General features: G+C 69.5%; 16 protein-coding genes and 1 tRNA gene. 12 read left to right on the forward strand and 5 right to left on the reverse strand.

The features are described from left to right. The first annotated feature begins 49 nt into the window (after positions 1 to 49). The 8 genes from HNO80_RS02440 (at position 50) to HNO80_RS02475 (ending at position 6,582) form a co-directional block, all read left to right on the forward strand. Entirely contained in the window at positions 50 to 850 is an 801-nt protein-coding gene (locus tag HNO80_RS02440; protein WP_175321246.1) for an SDR family oxidoreductase, read from the forward strand. Positions 851 to 896: 46 nt separating this feature from the next. Next, positions 897 to 969: transfer RNA gene (locus HNO80_RS02445), tRNA-Ala, on the forward strand. A gap of 200 nt (positions 970 to 1,169) precedes the next feature. Beyond that, a complete protein-coding gene (locus HNO80_RS02450) occupies positions 1,170 to 2,309 on the forward strand; it encodes a hypothetical protein (protein ID WP_175321247.1) in 1,140 nt (379 codons plus the stop codon). A gap of 132 nt (positions 2,310 to 2,441) precedes the next feature. Beyond that, on the forward strand, positions 2,442 to 2,903 hold the full coding sequence (locus HNO80_RS02455; protein ID WP_175321248.1) for a GatB/YqeY domain-containing protein: 462 nt from the start codon (positions 2,442 to 2,444) through the stop codon (positions 2,901 to 2,903). 160 nt (positions 2,904 to 3,063) lie between these two features. Further along, positions 3,064 to 3,405: a YnfA family protein gene (locus HNO80_RS02460; protein ID WP_175321249.1), complete on the forward strand. Its 342-nt coding sequence runs from the start codon at positions 3,064 to 3,066 to the stop codon at positions 3,403 to 3,405. Between the two features lie 246 nt (positions 3,406 to 3,651). After that, positions 3,652 to 4,332, forward strand: a complete 681-nt coding sequence (locus HNO80_RS02465; RefSeq protein WP_175321250.1) for a hypothetical protein — start codon at positions 3,652 to 3,654, stop codon at positions 4,330 to 4,332. A 258-nt stretch (positions 4,333 to 4,590) separates the two neighbouring features. After that, positions 4,591 to 6,183 (forward strand): ABC-F family ATP-binding cassette domain-containing protein, encoded by a 1,593-nt coding sequence (locus HNO80_RS02470; RefSeq protein WP_175321251.1) that lies wholly within the window; start codon positions 4,591 to 4,593, stop codon positions 6,181 to 6,183. Positions 6,184 to 6,252: 69 nt separating this feature from the next. Beyond that, on the forward strand, positions 6,253 to 6,582 hold the full coding sequence (locus HNO80_RS02475) for a hypothetical protein (protein WP_175321252.1): 330 nt from the start codon (positions 6,253 to 6,255) through the stop codon (positions 6,580 to 6,582). A 49-nt stretch (positions 6,583 to 6,631) separates the two neighbouring features. Here the strand turns inward: HNO80_RS02475 and corA are convergent, their stop codons facing one another. Both corA and HNO80_RS02485 read right to left on the reverse strand, forming a co-directional pair. Continuing rightward, positions 6,632 to 7,627: a magnesium/cobalt transporter CorA gene (corA, locus tag HNO80_RS02480; RefSeq protein ID WP_175321253.1), complete on the reverse strand. Its 996-nt coding sequence runs from the start codon at positions 7,625 to 7,627 to the stop codon at positions 6,632 to 6,634. Positions 7,628 to 7,634: 7 nt separating this feature from the next. Continuing rightward, positions 7,635 to 8,174: an Lrp/AsnC family transcriptional regulator gene (locus HNO80_RS02485; protein ID WP_502707797.1), complete on the reverse strand. Its 540-nt coding sequence runs from the start codon at positions 8,172 to 8,174 to the stop codon at positions 7,635 to 7,637. Positions 8,175 to 8,349: 175 nt separating this feature from the next. Between HNO80_RS02485 and HNO80_RS02490 the strand changes: the two genes are divergently transcribed. Further along, positions 8,350 to 9,591 carry an MFS transporter gene (locus HNO80_RS02490; protein ID WP_175321255.1) on the forward strand — a complete coding sequence of 414 codons (1,242 nt, stop codon included), beginning with the start codon at positions 8,350 to 8,352 and terminating at the stop codon, positions 9,589 to 9,591. A gap of 52 nt (positions 9,592 to 9,643) precedes the next feature. Here HNO80_RS02490 and HNO80_RS02495 read toward each other — a convergent pair whose 3' ends face one another. Further along, positions 9,644 to 10,150, reverse strand: coding sequence for an Lrp/AsnC family transcriptional regulator (locus HNO80_RS02495; protein ID WP_175321256.1), 507 nt, complete (start codon positions 10,148 to 10,150; stop codon positions 9,644 to 9,646). Between the two features lie 132 nt (positions 10,151 to 10,282). On the opposite strand from HNO80_RS02495, the gene HNO80_RS02500 reads away from it, so the two are divergent. Beyond that, the gene (locus tag HNO80_RS02500) at positions 10,283 to 11,446 is read left to right on the forward strand and encodes a trans-sulfuration enzyme family protein (protein ID WP_349627168.1); all 1,164 of its coding nucleotides are present in this window, start codon (positions 10,283 to 10,285) and stop codon (positions 11,444 to 11,446) included. On the opposite strand, the gene HNO80_RS02505 is transcribed toward HNO80_RS02500, so the two are convergent. After that, positions 11,443 to 12,777 (reverse strand): MFS transporter, encoded by a 1,335-nt coding sequence (locus HNO80_RS02505; protein WP_175321257.1) that lies wholly within the window; start codon positions 12,775 to 12,777, stop codon positions 11,443 to 11,445. The two genes, HNO80_RS02500 and HNO80_RS02505, sit on opposite strands and share 4 nt — an antisense overlap. Before the next feature lie 89 nt (positions 12,778 to 12,866). Here HNO80_RS02505 and HNO80_RS02510 point away from each other — a divergent pair, with 89 nt between their 5' ends. Further along, positions 12,867 to 13,850, forward strand: coding sequence for a LysR family transcriptional regulator (locus HNO80_RS02510; RefSeq protein ID WP_175321258.1), 984 nt, complete (start codon positions 12,867 to 12,869; stop codon positions 13,848 to 13,850). 127 nt (positions 13,851 to 13,977) lie between these two features. Here the strand turns inward: HNO80_RS02510 and HNO80_RS02515 are convergent, their stop codons facing one another. Next, positions 13,978 to 15,012 (reverse strand): nitronate monooxygenase, encoded by a 1,035-nt coding sequence (locus HNO80_RS02515; RefSeq protein ID WP_175321259.1) that lies wholly within the window; start codon positions 15,010 to 15,012, stop codon positions 13,978 to 13,980. A gap of 36 nt (positions 15,013 to 15,048) precedes the next feature. On the opposite strand from HNO80_RS02515, the gene HNO80_RS02520 reads away from it, so the two are divergent. Continuing rightward, a complete protein-coding gene (locus HNO80_RS02520) occupies positions 15,049 to 15,981 on the forward strand; it encodes an N-acetylglucosamine kinase (protein ID WP_175321260.1) in 933 nt (310 codons plus the stop codon). Positions 15,982 to 15,992: the final 11 nt, after the last annotated feature.

Genomic DNA, 15,992 nt, shown 5'->3' on the forward strand with positions numbered 1-15,992 from the left:
ATCGGCCGCCCGGGGCTTTTTGTTGCCCGCGGGAGTTATCCTGACGAGCATGACGAGAATCTGCGTTGCGGGGGGAACCGGCCAGGCGGGCCGTGAAGTGGTGCGGCAGGCCGTCGAGGGCGGACACCGCGTTGCCGTACTCAGCCGCCGTCCGCCCGCGCCGGGGGAGGCCGGCCGGGACAACGGCGCCCAGTATTTCCGCGGGGATGTCACCACGGGGGAGGGGCTGGCCGCCGCGCTGGCCGGAGCCGACGTCGTCTTCGACTGCCTGGAGGGACAATCCGGCAGGGCGTTGAAGAATTTCGCCGACGGCGGAGCGCGGCTGCTGGCTGCCGCCCAGGACGCCGGCGTCAGGAAGGCGGTCATGCTCTCGATCGTCAACTGCGACCGGAGCAGCTTCGGCTATTACAAGTCGAAGGCGGCCAAGGAGCAGGTCTATGAGCGTTCCGGGCTTGAAACCCTGGCGCTTCGGGCCACGCAGTTCCATTCCCTGCTCGCAGGCGTGTTTGCCGCCGGATCAAGGATCCGGCTGGTCCCGGTGGTGAAGGGGGCCCGGTTCCAGCCGATTGCGCCCGCAGAAGTGGCCACGGCCCTGCTGGAGGCGGCGCTGGAGGCGCCGTCCGGCGTGCGGCACCGCGTCGTGACCGTCGGGGGTCCGGAGATCGTCGGGATGCGCGAGCTGGCCCACAGCTGGCAGCAGGCTACCGGGGCGCGCGGTCGCGTGGTGGAACTGCCGTTGCCCGGCGGCATGGGCAAATACCTGCGCGCCGGCCTCAACCTGGCGCCCGGCGAGCGACACGGCACGCAGACATTCGAGGGCTGGCTGGCAATGCACGCCGATAGTTTGTAGCCTAGGAACGTTGACAACGCCGTTCCTCCGGGAGCGGCGTTGCTGCGGGGCTATAGCTCAGTTGGTAGAGCGCTTCGTTCGCATCGAAGAGGTCAGGAGTTCGAATCTCCTTAGCTCCACAATTTGCAGGGGTTTTTGAACCCTTGCGTGGATGGCACAAACACGTTGGTAACCTGTTGAGCCCGCCTGTGGCTGTAAAGCCACCCGTGCGCCGGCATCTCGGCTGATGCCGGGGTCAAAATCGTCCCTGACGTAGTGCGGCGCCTCGAATTCCCTTACGCTGGCACCGGAGCCGACGACGATGGGGGTAGGGGCGCCGATGAGTGATGCGGGGGAGCCGAAGCGGATTCCGCTCTGGAAACTTGAAGAATTGGCCGGCAGCCAGGCCCGGCCGGAGGGCTGGCGCGGCAACCCCGCCCCGCTGCTGCCCGACTGGGACTCCAGCCAGGTCCACACCTCCTCCGCCGTCCGGGACGTCTGGGCCCGCCGCGCCCCGTGGCCGGTCCGCCTCCTCCGGGCCCTCGGCAGGATGCTGGGACGGCTGTTCAAGGCTGTCGCCGTCCTGACGGCCGTGGCGCTCGTCTGCGGTTTTCTGCTGTACCTGAAAGGTGACCTGAAGCCGTCGTCGTTCCTGGGCGGCCCCGCGGGCGGTCCTGCCGCCGGCACATCCGGCCCCCTGGTGTACCGCACCGTTCCGTCTCCCGGCGCCAAGCCCCGGACACCGGCGGCGGCCCCTGCGGCGGTGACTCCGGCGCCCACCCCGCGCGCCGCTGCGGATCACCCCACCCCGGGCCGCGAAGAGGCTGCCGCCCCGCTGGGCCGTCCCGCGCCGGTGACCGTCAAATCCGGCTCCTACGCGTTTACGGCCACCGGCAAGGACAAGCGGCCGGCCGCTTACGACCCCTGCCGGCCTATCCATTACGTCACCCGCGCCGCCAACCAGCCGGCGGAAGGACCCCGGCTGATCAAGGAGGCCATCGCAGCGGTCTCCCGGGCGACCGGGCTGGTCTTCATCAACGACGGAGCCACCACGGAGGCACCGGCGGCAAAGCACAAGTCCTACCAGCCGGCGCGGTACGGGGACCGCTGGGCACCGGTGCTCATCGCCTGGGAGACCACCGCCGAGGAGCCCCGCTTCACCAACTACGCCGTGGGAACCAACGTCATGGGTCTGGGCGGCAGCGCTGCGCTCAGCCGGGACGGCACCGAGGTCACCTACGTCAGCGGCCAGCTGGAACTGAACGGGCCCGCAATTCAGTCCCTGATCTTCCGGGACGGCTTGGCGCCTGCCCGCGGGGTCATCGAACACGAACTCGGCCACGTCGTGGGCCTGGGCCACGTCCAGGACCCGGCCCAGCTGATGAACCCCACGGCCGTCCCCGGGGTAACCACGTACCAGGCCGGGGACCTCACAGGCCTGTCCATTCTCGGCCAGGGGGCGTGCAGGCCCGAAGTCTGAGCGGTGAGCGGTGGAAACAACGGCCTGTACCCCTGGAGGGCAAGCCGCAGGCGGCTTGGCATCGTCATTCGCACGCGTCTGGGGGAAACTGGCCTGTAGGGCACCCGTGAACGAGCTATGAAAGAGGACACCATGACGCTCAAAGAGCGCCTGAAAGAAGACGTTGTCACCCACATGAAGGCCGGCAACAAGACCGCGCTGACTACCGTCCGGAATGTCCTGGGCGAGATCAGCACCCGGGAGAAGTCAGGCAAGACGCCGATTGAGCTCGACGACGCCCAGGTGACGTCGCTGCTGCAGAAAGAAGCCGCCAAGCGGCGCGACACCGCCCGCATCTTCACCGAAGCCGGCGAAACCGACCGCGCCGCCGCCGAGGTCGCTGAAGCCGAGATCATCGAGGCCTACCTGCCCACGGCGCTAACCCGCGACGAGGTGGAAGCGATCGTCGACCAGGCCATCGCCGCACTGAAGGCCGACGGCGAGGAGCTCTCGGTGCGCTCCATCGGCGCGGTGATGAAGCCGGTCACCGCCAAGGTCGCCGGCCGCTTCGACGGCAAGTCCGTCAGCGAGATCGTCCGCAGCCGCCTGGCCTGAAACGGGACAAGGCGATGAGGACAACCCGGATGTAACCGTCTAGGGATACCTTGGCTACGGGGGCGTCTCGAGGGCTAGATGAGGGCCCAGCCGTTCCCTCCGGCGCCGATTCTGCTCCGGTGCCCGCGAGTGTCCGCGGATGTGCGGCAGGATGGGAGTCATGACGATTGCGAAGTCCGTGCTGCTGTTCATTCTGGCCGCGGCCGCGGAAATTGGCGGCGCGTGGATGGTGTGGCAGGCCGTTCGTGAGGGACGTGCCTGGTGGTGGGCGGGGATCGGAATCATTGCCCTGGGCATCTACGGTTTCGTTGCGACCCTGCAGCCCGATGCGCACTTCGGCAGGATCCTGGCAGCTTATGGTGGCGTCTTCGTCGCGGGATCCCTGGCCTGGGGAATGGCCTTCGACGGGTTTAGGCCGGACCGCTGGGACGTCATCGGATCGCTGATCTGCCTGGCCGGGGTGGCCGTGATCATGTTCGCGCCCCGCGGGCCGGTCTCCTAGGACACAACCACAGCTGTTGCCCCGGCATCCGCCCGGCCTGGCCGGACAGGTAGTCGGGGCACTGTGGCTTCAGCCCTATGCTGGCCGCGGACCGGCTTTCGGGCGCTGTCAGTGTTTTTCCCAAGGAATTCCGCAGTAATTCCCTTCCCGCCCCGGACCGCGCTTTCTGTTCGATAACGTTGCGCGCGGCTGGCAGTGTGGTACCGCCAGCCGCCCTCAACGTACGAACTCTGGAAGGATCACCCCTTGGCAGGAATCTTCACCTGGCTCAGCGCCCTCGGTACCGCAGGCAAGGCCACCGTCGTTGCCGCCGTCGTCGTCACGGGTGGTGCCGGCGCCGCCATGGCTGCCACCGTAACTGAACTCGGCTCGGACCCGACCGCCACCGTCTCTCCGGAACCGACCGCCACCGAGACCCCGACGGCGGATCCGGCGATTGAGCCGACCGAGACCGCTCCGGCTCCGGAGCCGACCGAGACGACTCCGGCTCCGGAGCCGACCGAGACGACTCCGGCTCCCGAACCGACCGAGACTGAGACTGCTCCCGAACCGACCGAGACTGAGACTGCTCCCGCGCCGGAGCCGACCGAGACGACTCCGGCTCCGGAGCCGACCGAGACTGAGACCGCTCCCGCGCCGGAGCCCACCGATGGCGATGATGCCGACGAGGCCGGGGAAGACCAGTCAGACGAACACGAGAAGTCTTCGGAACACGGCAATAGCGCCTGGGCCCACGAGAACGCCGCCGCGCACCGCGCAGCCGGGCTCGCCAAGGCCGCCCAGCACCGCAACGAGCACGCCGCCACCCCCGCGGCTCCGAGCCACGGATCCGGTTCGGTCGCCGCAGCCGTTCGCACGCCGGGCCACGCCGAAGCACCCAAGGCCGCGCACGCCAAGCCAAGCGAGTCGGGCAAGCACCACAAGTAATCATTGATCCAAAGACCCCGTACCGCGTCGCGGTGCGGGGTCTTTGCCGTCTCCGGCACCCACTGCGTCTCCCGATCCCGGCCTTGGGGTGCTGTCTCCGTGTCCGGCGGCTCCGCCCGTTCGGGATAGTCTGAAAGCCCGGCCCACTTACGGACGCCCGCCCACAGTTCCTGCGCCGGCGGCGCATATCGTGGGCCCGCCCCGTCCCGGACAGCACCCGGGAATCCCCGGAGCCAACCCCTTGAGAGGACCGCAGCAATGAGCCTGATCCGGCTGCACGACGTCAGCGTCCGCTTCGACAACACCCAGATCCTCCGTGAGGCGTTCTTCCGCCTCGAAGCCGGCGACAGGGTGGGCCTGATCGGCAAGAACGGATCCGGCAAGACCACCATCCTGAAGCTGATCCTGGATCAGGTGTCCCCGGACACCGGTACGGTCAGTGTGGACCTCGGAACGAGGGTGGGGTACTTCTCCCAGTTCTCCGAGCTCAACGGCGACTTGACCATCACCGAGGTCCTCGACGGGCTGTTCGGCGAGATCAAGGCGGTGGAAGCCGAGCTTGCCGCCATTGACGCGGCCATCGCCCTGGATCCCGCGGCCGATGAGCTGGACCGGCTGATCGGGCGGCAGGCTGGACTGTTCGAGGACATGGACCGGCTCGACGGCTGGGACTACCCGCGCCGCATCGATACGGTGCTGACCACCCTGGGGTTCGACGACGCGCACCGCAATTGCGCGATTGACGCGCTCTCCGGCGGCTGGCGCAACCGTGCCGCGCTGGCCAAGATCCTGCTCGAAGGGCCGGACGTCCTGCTGCTCGACGAGCCCACCAACTTCCTGGACGTCGCCGGCGTCGAATGGCTGGAAAGCTGGTTCCGCGATTTCAAGGGAGCTGCGGTCATCGTCTCGCACGACCGGACGTTCCTGGACGCCGTCGTGACCCGCATCATCGAGGTGGAGAACTTCCACCTGCACGAATACCCCGGAAACTTCGGCGAATACGTGGTCCAGAAGCAATTCCGGCTCAAGACCCTCGAGCAGCAGTTCGTGCACGAGTCCGAGCTGCTCGCGTTCGAGGCCGAAGGGATCGCCGACCGCCGTGAAGCCGCCAAGGCCGCCGGCCGCGGCCTTGGCAACCAGCTCGCCAAGATCAAGAAATCCCGGACGCCCCGGCCGGTGGACCAGATTGTCACCGAGATCTATGGCGGACTGCACGTGAAGGACGTGCTGTGCCGGGTGGAGGGGCTGGGCAAGTCCTACGGCGAGAAGGTGCTGTTCGACGATTTGAGCTTCGAAATCCGCAGGGGCAACCGGATCGCGGTGCTGGGCGCCAACGGCAGCGGTAAGTCCACCCTGCTGAAGGTCCTGACCGGCGAGGAGGACGCCGACGCCGGTGCGGTTGCGTGGGCGAAGGGCCCCGGCTTCGTTTCGTACAACCGGATGCTGGAAGACCTCGACGACGGCGACACTGTCTCCCACACCGTCAACGCGCTGCCGGACAGCCTGGCCTTCAGCGCCACGAAGAAGTCCGTCAACCGCTTCCTGGCGATGTTCCAGTTCTCCGAAGCAGACCTCAAGCAGAAGATCGGCAACCTCTCCGGCGGCCAAAAAGCACGCGTGGCCATGGCGCAGTGCCTGCTCTCCGGCGCCTCGGTGCTGCTGCTTGACGAACCCACCAACCACCTGGACCTCTCCAGCACGCAGGTCATGGAGCGGGCGCTGTTGCACTTCCCCGGCGCCGTCGTGGTGGTCAGCCATGACCGGTTCTTCACCGAGAAGATCGCCACCCGCCAGCTCATCTTCGGCGCAGCCGGAGCCGGGCCCGGCGAAGTCGGCCAGCGGGCCGCCTAGGCCGGTCAAGCCTGCCGGTCCAGCCTGCCCGGTGAAGCCAGCGCGCTGCCGTCGCGGGATAATGGGGCTATGGCCGATCAGCGACGGGAACAGGACCGTGACCCGTGGGAGGAATTCGACCGGCTCGAGCCGGCCGGGGAGGACCGCGTGGGCGGCTACCCGGGCGGCGAGCCCCACGGCTTCGGTTTCCGCACCGGGGTGCGCAGCGCACGGGTGGCCCTCGGCTTCGCCGTCTATGCCCTTGTCCTCGGCAGCGTGCTGGTCCTACTCGGGACGATCTACTTCATCGGCCACGGGCAGTGGTTGTGGCTCGGGCTGATGGCCGTGATCGAGAGCTGCTTCGTCCTCGCCTTCATCCGCCTCGTGGCCCAGGCGCGCCACCGCCGCTCAACCCGCTGACCGCCGAACCGCCGGCCGGCTCCAACACCTGCGGCCGACGACGCGCCGGCTAGAGCCAGCCCTTGCGTTTGAATATGGCGTACATGAGCGCCGCGGTGCCCGCCATCATGAAGAGCGCCATCGGGTAACCGTAGGTCCAGTGCAGCTCCGGCATCCGTTCGAAGTTCATGCCGTACACGCCGGCGACGAAGGACGGCGCGAAGAAGATGGCGGCCCAGGACGAGATCTTCTTAACCTGCTCGTTTTGCTCGGCGCTGGCCTCGTTCTGGCGGTTCGCCGTCAGCGTGCCGTCCAGGGTCAGCGCGTTCTGCAGCAGGTCGCGGAAGGAATCGGCGCGGGAAATCAGCCGCTCCACGTGGTCCTCGACGTCGCGGAGGCTATGCTGCAGTTCCGTGTCCACCTGGTACTTCTCGAAGCCCCGGCGGAGCTGCTGCATCATGGCCGGCAGCGGGTGGATGGCCCGCTGGAAATGGATGACCTCCCGGGCGAGCTCGTAGATGCGCCGGGACACCAGCGGATCGCCGCTGAAGAGCTGGTCCTCAATCTCGTCGATGTCGTTCTCCAGCCCGGCCACCACGGGGACGTAATCATCCACCACCTGGTCCATCAGGGCGTAGAGGACCGCCTCGGGGCCGTGGCAGAGCAAGTCCGGGCGCCGCTCCAGCCGGCGCCTGACCTGGCCCACGACGGCCGTCTCGGCGTGCCGGACGGTCACCACGAAGTTCCGGCCGGTGAAGACGTGCAGCTCGCCGAACTCCACGGTCTCGGTCTCGTCCAGGTACCTGGCCGGCCGGAGCACGGTGAAGAGGTTGTCGTCGTAGCGTTCCAGCTTGGGTCGCTGGTGCGCGGAGATCGCGTCTTCCACCGCCAGGCCATGCAGGCCGAATTCCTCGGCGACGGCGGCCATTTCCTCTTCCGTCGGCCGGTACAGGCCGATCCAGGCCATGCCGCCGTGTTCGGTCAGGGTTTCAAAAGTCTGTTCCAGGTTGCGCGGCTCGGCGCGGCGGACGCCGTCAACGTAAACGGCGTTGTCAATGATAGTCACCGGGACATTATCCAGTCTTTAGCTGTGGATCCAGGGCACCGGCCCGGCGCGAGGCCGACCGGCCGGGGGCAAGGGCGCTGCCCTGGGCAAGCCGGCTGATGAGCGGCTCGGTGCGGTACGGGATATGGGTGTGCAGGGCGAGTACGGTTTCAGTCCGGATGACGCCCTTGATCCTCAGGATGGACCGCAGCGCGGCCTGGAGGTTGTGCGTGTCGGTCGCCACCACCCGGCACCAGACATCGCCGCGGCCGGAAATCTCGTGGACCTCAAGGACTTGGGGGATCAGGCGCAGGGCGCCCACCACGCCGTCGAGTTCGCGGTGGTTCACCTCGATCGTGACGAAGGCGACGACGTCGTACCCCACCGCCTCCAGGTCGATTTCCCGGCCGCCGTCGTGCAGCAGACCGGAGCGCAGCATCCGCCGGACCCGGGACTGCGCGGTGTTCCGCGCGATCCCGAGCGCGTCGCTGAGCTCGCCGATCTGGATCCGCGGATCTTTGATGAGTTCGAGCAGAATCTTCAGGTCGGTGGGGTCCAGACTGTTCAAATCATCACTCCGGTTCATGATTGCGGTCCGCGATTGACGGTTTTGCTCAATCTTGGCACAGAACTTGGCTGGAACCGTCACTCGTCCCGCATTCTGTAGGTATCAATCTTCACCGGGCCGGTGCCTCCTCACAGGGAACGCATGCGGCCCGCTTCGATGCAGCAGGGGCACCGCTATGACCGTCTTCAGCGAACTTCGCATGCGCCCGGCCACGGCAGAACGCTGGGGCTGGGACGCTTCCGTCACCGCACGGCTGGTGATGGCCGGCGTCGTGATTTTCACGCTGCTGGTCGGCGCCAACCTGGCGACACCGCTGTACCCCCTGCTGCAGGCCAAACTGGGCATCACGGCCCTGGACGTCACGGTGGCCTTCTCCGCCTACGTTCTGGCGCTCGTGGCCACCCTCATCCTCGCCGGACACTGGTCGGATCACATCGGCCGGCGAGCTGCCCTGGTCCTGGCCGTGCTGGTAGGCCTCGCCGGGGGCTTCGTCTTCGCCGCCGCGGACAGCCTGCTGGCGCTGTCCGCGGGCCGGGCGCTGCAGGGCGCCGCGGTGGCACTGGCCACCGGCGCCAGTTCCGCGGCCCTGCGCGAGCTGCTGCCCAGCCGGCCCGAGTGGGCCTCGCGGTTCACGCTGCTGGCCTCCGCCGGCGGGGTGGCGGCCGGGCCGGCCATTGGCGGGGTGCTTTCTGTGCTTCCCGGGCCGACGTCCACGCCCTACTACCTGCACTCCGTTGTCCTGGCCGCCCTGCTGGTGCCGCTCTACCTGCTCAAGGCCCGGCCCGCCATCACCTCGGTCGCGGGTCCGCAGCCGCTCAAGGTCCTCGCACCCCGGCGCCCCTCCGTCTCAAGGGAGGCGCGGGGCGCGTTCTGGCTGGCCTCGGCCGTGGGGTTCCTCAGCTTTGCCGTCTTCGGCTTCTGCCTCTCGCTGGCTCCCGGCTATTTCGCGCAGATTGTCCATGCGGACTCCCGGCCGCTGATCGGGCTGCTCGCGGGACTGACCCTGGCGGCCTCGGCGCTGAGCCAGCTGTTGGCCGTGCGCGGGCGCTTCGTGGTGCCCGCTGGTCTGTCCCTGCTCGCCGGTTCCGTGCTGCTGATCGCGGCAGCCGCGGCGTGGAGCAGCCCGTGGCTGCTGATTGCCGCCAGCATCACCGCCGGCCTGGGCCAGGGCGTCTCCTTCCGGACGGTCTTCAACGATGTGGCCGGCAAGGTGGAGGCGTCGCGCCACGCCCAGATCATCAGCACCGTCTACGTGATCACCTACCTCGGCAGCGCCTTCCCGGTGATCGGGCTGGGGCTGGCGGCTGGATTCTTCGGCCTGCAGGCTGCCGTGGCGGGTTTCGTGGTGCTGTGCGCGGTCTTTGCCCTTGGTCTGGCGGCCGTCACGCTGCGCAGCGCCCTCCGGCAGCGGGCCTGAGCCCGCGACCGGCAGCCGCCCGCTAGTCTGCAGCCGCCCCGGCAGCAAACCGCTAGTCCGGCAGCGGCCCGTGGTTGCCCTGAATGTGGTCGAACACCAGGGTGGTCTCGGTGTGGCCCACCACGGGATCGGTCGCCAGGTTGTCCAGCACCCAGTCGCGCAGGTCCTCCGTGGTGGCGACGGCGATATGCAGCAGGTAATCCACCGAACCCGAGGTGTGGAACGTGGACAGCACGGCTGGCAGCTTGGGGACTCGGGCCGTGAAACGGTCGATCTGTTCGCGGTCGTGGGCGCGCAGCCGGACGGCAATCAGCGCCTGCACCGAGCGGCCTACCGCGGCAAGGCTGAGCTTGGCCTCAAAACCCTGGATGATCCCGCGCTCGGACAGGGCCCGGGTGCGCATCAGGGCCGTGGACGGTGCGATCCCCACCAGTTCGGCCAGCTGCTTGTTGGAGATCCGGGCGTCCGCGACCAGGGCCGCGAGCAGGCGCTCGTCAATGGCGTCCAGGGGTTCGCCGGCTCCGGCTCCCGGCCGAACATTCTTCGTGGTGCTGCTCACGGATCCTCCTTGATGTGTTGTGAGTTCATCATAAACGCCACTATCTGACAGTTCCATTCAGAACCCCTGTAAAACGCCGAATTATTGCCAGATACTTACCGCATTCAATGATGAATATTCATAAGGAGTACGGTGCTTTCTCAAGACTCGCTGGCGGTCCACGCCGGCCGGAACGGCCTCACGGAACTCGGCGTCCACGCCGTCCCGATCGATCTGTCCACCACGGCGCCGCTGCCCTCGGTCCACGACGGCGGCCTCGCCTATGAACAGATGGCCACCGGCGGCCCGCACCTGGACGGGCAGAGCACGGTCTACCAGCGGCTCTGGAACCCGACCGTCGCCCGCTTCGAAGACGGCGTCGCCCTGCTCGAGGCCACTGAAGAAGCCGTGGCCTTCGCCACCGGCATGGCCGCCCTGAGCGCGGTGCTGCTCGCCGTCGTCGCCACCGGGAAGAAGCACGTGGTGGCGGTCCGGCCGCTCTACGGAGGCAGCGACCACCTGCTGGCCTCAGGGGTGCTGGGTACCGAGGTTACCTTCACCACGCCCGACGGCATCGGCGCGGCACTGCGCCCCGACACCGGGCTCGTCATCCTGGAGACGCCGGCGAACCCGAGCCTGGAGCTCGTCGATATCGCCGCCGCGGCGGCTGCGGCGGACGGTGTGCCGCTGCTGGTGGACAACACCTTCGCCACTCCGGTCCTCCAGCAGCCGTACCGGCACGGTGCGGCCCTGGTGCTGCACAGCGCCACCAAGTTCTTTGGCGGCCACGGCGACGCCATGGGCGGCGTCGTCGCCGTTTCCCCGGAATGGGCCGTCCGGCTCCGGCAGATCCGGGCCATCACCGGCGGCATCCTCACGCCCTGGCCGGCCTACCTGCTGCACCGGGGCCTGGCGACGCTGCCGGTCCGGGTGCGGGCGCAACAGGCCAGTGCCGAGAAGGTCGCGGCCGCCCTGGCGGAGCACGAGCTGATCCGGCGGGTGTTCTACCCGGGCTTGCCGGAGTGCGATCCGCGCGGCCTGGTCGGCACCCAGATGGCGGGCCCGGGCTCGCTGCTGGCGTTCGAGCTGGCCAGTGCCGAGCACGCCGAGCGCATCCCGGCCGCCGTCAGCATGATCACGCACGCCGTCTCGCTGGGCGGCATTGACACCCTGATCCAGCACCCCGCGGGCCTGACCCACCGGCCGGTGGCCGCGGAGGCCAAGCCGCACGCCAGCCTGCTCCGGGTTTCCGTGGGGCTGGAGGACCCGGCGGACATTGTCGCCGATCTTGTGCAGGCCCTCGAGGCGACCCGCTAGCGCGCTGCGCTCCGCCCCGGGGATGCGCCCTGGGCGACGCCGCCCGCGCCGGCGGGATGCACGACGGCGGTGATCACCGCCGTCGTGCAGGCCAGCCCCATCACGGCGAGGGCGAGGGCGGTCCAGCCCAAGGACTGGAACAGCAGGCCGCCGGCCCAGCCGACGACGCTGGATCCCAGGTAGTAGGCGAGGTTGTAGAGCGAGGCGGCCTGCGCACGGCCGGTGCTCGCAATCACCCCGGTCCAGCCGGAGCCGATGCTGTGGGCCGCGAAGAAGCCGCCGGTGAACAGCAGCAGGCCGGCCAGGATCAGGACCAGGAGCTGGGTCAGGGTCAGTGCGAGCCCGGCGACCATGAGGACCGTGCCCGCCACCAGCACGTTGCGCCGGCCGAAGCGCAGCGTCAGCCCGGCGGCCCAGCGGGCGGAGACGGTGCCGGAGAGATAGGCCAGGAAGATCAGGCTGATCAGGGTGGCCGGCAGGCTGAAAGGTTCGCCGGACAGCCGGAAGCCGAGGTAGTTGTAGACCGCCACGAAGCCGCCCATCAGCAGGAACGCCTGGACGTAGATGGCCAGCAGCCGCGGGTTCCGGCCGTGGCCGGCGAGGGTTGCGAGGGCGCCACGGAAGCCGCTGGCGGCCGCGGCGGTGAAATTCCGTGCCGGTGGCACCAGCACCAGGAACAGGACAGCGGCGGCCGTCGCCATCACGGACACGGCCAGTGCCGCGGCCCGCCAACCCCACAGTTCGCCCACCGGACCGGCCACAAGCCTGCCTGCCAGCCCGCCGAGGGTGGTGCCTGCGACGTAGGTTCCGGCCGCCAGGGCGGCGTGGGCCTTGTTCACTTCCTCATTCAGGTAGGCGATGGCGATGGCCGGGATGCCGCCCAGTGCCATGCCCTCGAACATCCGCAGGCCCAGCAGGACCGGGAAGCTGGGCGCCAGCGGGGCCAGCAGCCCCAGGACGGTGGCCGCGGAGATGCTCCAGGCCATGGCACGCACCCGGCCGACCCGGTCGGCCAAAAAGGACCACGGCAGGACCGTCGCGGCCAAGCCAACGGTGGCCAGGGAGATGGTCAGGGCCGCTTCGGCGGCCGTCACCTGCAAGTCTGCGGCGATGATCGGCAGCACGGCCTGGGTTGAATAGAGCTGGGCGAAGGTTGCGACGCCGGCGAAGGCCAGGCCGGCGAGGATCCGGCGGTAAGCCGCCGAGCCTTTGGGGTGGCCCGCCCACGCGGTACCCCGGCCGTCGACTGCGGGGCTACCGTCCGCCGCGGTACCCGCATCAGGTGCGGCACCGGGCTCGGTTGCGGGATTGCGGAGGGGGAGGCGGGGCATGACCCCAGAATAGGTCCCGGAAAGACATGCTTCCAATGCATGTTTCTCATAGAATTCATGGCAAATGCGGAACGATTGAGAGGGTGGGCATGGACGTTGAGCACAAACAGCTCGTTCAGCTGCTGCCGCTGCTGCCCCTGCTGGCCGAGCTCGGGAGGACCCAACACATCACCGCCACGGCCGAGGTGCTGGGACTGCCCCAGTCGACGGTGAGCCGTGGAATCGCGCGGGCCAGCGGCATCATCGGGACGGAACTGCTGATCCGGGACGGTCGCGGCGTGCGGCTGACCCCCGCGGCCAAGGCGCTCCTCCCGCACATTGAGGCCGCGCTGGGCGAGTTCCAGACCGGGCTGGACTTGGTCAGGCACGAGTCGGAGGTGGTGCGCGGCCGGATCGCGGTGTCGTTCCAGCACACCTTCGGCGAGGCGATGCTGCCGCTGCTGATCAGCGCCTTCCGCAGCCGGCATCCGCAGCCGGCCTTCGACCTCAGCCAGGGTGCGCGGGACGGCTGCCTAGCGGAACTGGCCGCCGGGGATGCGGACCTGGCACTCACCGCCCCGATCGCGTCACCGAGTCGGCTGATCTCCTCGGCTGCCCTGTACCGGGAACCGCTGCGGCTGGTGGTCCACCACCGGCACCCGCTCGCCCGGCGTCGTCGTGCCCGCCTCGCGGAGATCCGGCAGGACCCGTTCGTGGCGATGGGCCCCGGCTACGGCATGCGCTCGCTGACGGACGCACTGTTCCGGGAAGCCGGATTCCGGCCCCGCATCGCCTTCGAAAGCCAGGACTCCCACACGGCCAGAGGGCTCGTCTCGGCCGGGCTGGGCGTAAGCATCCTGCCGCCCGGCGGACTGGCCCCCGGACGCCACACCCCGGGGCAGTCCGGCGACCTGGGCTGGGTGGAGCTGGCGCTGGACTCCGGCCTCGCCTTCCGGGAGATCGGCCTGGCCTGGCGGGAGCGGCGCGGGGGAGCGGACGCCGAGCCGGACCCGGTGCGGCTGTTCCGCGAGCTGGTGCTTAGCGAGGGCCCGGCGCTCCTGGCCGGCTTTGTCCGCGGACGCTCGGGGAACTGAACCGACCCGCCCCGCGCCGCTGCAAGCCGTCGCCGCCGTCGTTCGTTCGCGGTCTCCGTCCTGACTCGACGTTTCCACACGGCGAGCGCGGGGCGAAGCCGCGAGTGGGCAGCCCCGCCCGCGCCCCTCAGCCCGGCAGTCCCGCCAGGACCTCCGCGACGGAGGCGGCGCGGGCCTGCTGCCAGCCGGTCCCGGCCCAGAGATTCAGCCGCTCCGCATCCCCGACGGCGGCAGCGGCCGCGCGCAGCGGGGCGGTGAGGTGGTGCACCGCCGGGTAGGACTCCGGCGCGTCCGGGTGGTCCCGGACGAACTCGTTGACCAGCGCCCGGGCCGGCCGTCCGGTGAAAGCCCTGGTCAGGGCCGTCCGGGTGAAGTGCGGGCTGGCCAGGGCGTCCTTGTGCAACTGCCGGGCGCCGCTCTCCTGCGTGCGGAGCAAGGCCGTGCCAAGTTGGGCTGCCTGTGCGCCCGCGGCCAGCACCCGGTCCACGCCGGCGGCGTCCATGATCCCGCCCGCCGCGACGAGGGGGAGCGCGACGGCGGAGCGCACCGTCGCGATCAGCTCCGCCGTCGTGGCCGGCGCGCCTGAACCCGGATCGCCTGACGCCGGCAGGAACGCCGCGCTGTGGCCTCCGGCGCACCCATGCTGCACCACCAGGGCATCCACGCCCTGTTCGGCCGCCTGCCGGGCCTCGGCCGCGGTGGTGACCGTGGCCAGTACTGCCGACCCGGCCCGCTGCAGGGCGTGGACCACGTCCGCGCCGGGGAGGCCGAAGGTGAAACTGACCAGCTCCACCGGATCCGCCAGCAGGGCCTCGATCTTGGCCTGCCACGCGTCGTCGTCATCGAGCCGCAAGGGCGGGAGCTCCACACCGTAGCGCCGGGCATCAGGGCGCAGCTGCAGCCGGTATGCCTCGAGCTCGGCCACGGCAGCCGCGGAGGGCGGCAGCTGGGCCGGATCCGGGACGAAGACATTCATGCCGAACCGCGCGCCGGACTCCCGGGTGGCGCGGATGTCCGCCAGCATGGCAGCAACGCTCTTGTAGCCCGCGGCCAGGAAGCCCAGACCGCCGGCCTCATGCACGGCCGTGACGAAGGGCGGAGTTGAAGTCCCGCCGGCCATCGGCGCGGCGATGATCCGGGTACCGAAGATATCGCGGGACATTGCTCACTCCTGTCGGTGATTCAGTAGGCTGTTCCGGTGACTCATTCTGACATCCCCACCCCGCCGGACGCCGTTTCCGCCGCCGCTCCCGGCGCCGTGATCGGACTCGACATCGGCGGCACCAAGACCCGCGGGGTCCGGTTCGAGGGCGGCACGCCCGTGGCCGACGAGTCGGTGGGCAGCGCCAACGTCCAGAACGTCACTCCCGAGGAAGCCGCCCGGAACCTCGCGGAACTCTTCGCCCGGATCGGCGGCGGTGACATCGCCCAGGTCTACGCCGGAGCCGGCGGTATCGACACCGACGACGACGCCGCGGCGCTCGCCGCGCTGATTGCCCCGCACGTGCCCGGCGCCAAGATCACCGTTGTGCACGACTCCCGGCTCCTGCTGGCAGCCGGCGGGGCCAGCACCGGCGTCGCCGTGATCGCCGGAACCGGCTCGGCCGCGTGGGGCAAGAACAGCCGCGGACAGGAAGCCCGGGCCGGGGGCTGGGGCTACCTGCTCGGCGACGAAGGCAGCGGCTACTGGCTGGGCCGCGAGGCCGTGCGGCACAGCCTGCGCCGGATGAACCAGGGGCTGGAACCGGATGAACTGACCAGGGCCCTGCTGGCCTCCTGCGGGGTGGACCACCCGAACAAACTCATCGCGCTGTTCCACTCACCCGAGACCGGACGCCGCTTCTGGGCCCAGCGCGCCCGGCTCGTCGTGGAGGCGGCCGACGCCGGCCACGCGCCGAGCCAGGAGCTGATAGACCAGGCAGGCCGCGACCTCGCCGCCATGGCCGAGCAGACCGTGAGGCAGCTCGGCATCGAGGGGCCGGTCATCCTGGGCAGCGGGCTCGGCATGAACGTGCCGCGGCTGCAGGAATCGTTCCGCACGGCCCTGGCCGCGGCCGGGATCACCGACGTCCGGGTGCTGCAGCAGGAACCCGTGTTCGGGGTGCTCCAGCTCGTCGCCGAGCAGGGCTAGCGGGCAGGCAC

Origin of the sequence: Arthrobacter sp. C9C5, from assembly GCF_013359735.1 — a bacterium.
Classification (GTDB): domain Bacteria; phylum Actinomycetota; class Actinomycetes; order Actinomycetales; family Micrococcaceae; genus Arthrobacter.

Bases quoted from the DNA above. Each gene is read 5' to 3' on its own strand.
- HNO80_RS02490 (WP_175321255.1), top strand. From the start codon at position 8,350: ATGACCGTCTTCAGCGAACTTCGCATGCGCCCGGCCACGGCAGAACGC.
- HNO80_RS02475 (WP_175321252.1), top strand. From the start codon at position 6,253: ATGGCCGATCAGCGACGGGAACAGGACCGTGACCCGTGGGAGGAATTC.
- HNO80_RS02450 (WP_175321247.1), top strand. From the start codon at position 1,170: ATGAGTGATGCGGGGGAGCCGAAGCGGATTCCGCTCTGGAAACTTGAA.
- HNO80_RS02515 (WP_175321259.1), bottom strand. From the start codon at position 15,012: ATGTCCCGCGATATCTTCGGTACCCGGATCATCGCCGCGCCGATGGCC.
- HNO80_RS02440 (WP_175321246.1), top strand. From the start codon at position 50: ATGACGAGAATCTGCGTTGCGGGGGGAACCGGCCAGGCGGGCCGTGAA.
- HNO80_RS02470 (WP_175321251.1), top strand. From the start codon at position 4,591: ATGAGCCTGATCCGGCTGCACGACGTCAGCGTCCGCTTCGACAACACC.
- HNO80_RS02455 (WP_175321248.1), top strand. From the start codon at position 2,442: ATGACGCTCAAAGAGCGCCTGAAAGAAGACGTTGTCACCCACATGAAG.
- HNO80_RS02460 (WP_175321249.1), top strand. From the start codon at position 3,064: ATGACGATTGCGAAGTCCGTGCTGCTGTTCATTCTGGCCGCGGCCGCG.
- HNO80_RS02510 (WP_175321258.1), top strand. From the start codon at position 12,867: ATGGACGTTGAGCACAAACAGCTCGTTCAGCTGCTGCCGCTGCTGCCC.
- HNO80_RS02505 (WP_175321257.1), bottom strand. From the start codon at position 12,777: ATGCCCCGCCTCCCCCTCCGCAATCCCGCAACCGAGCCCGGTGCCGCA.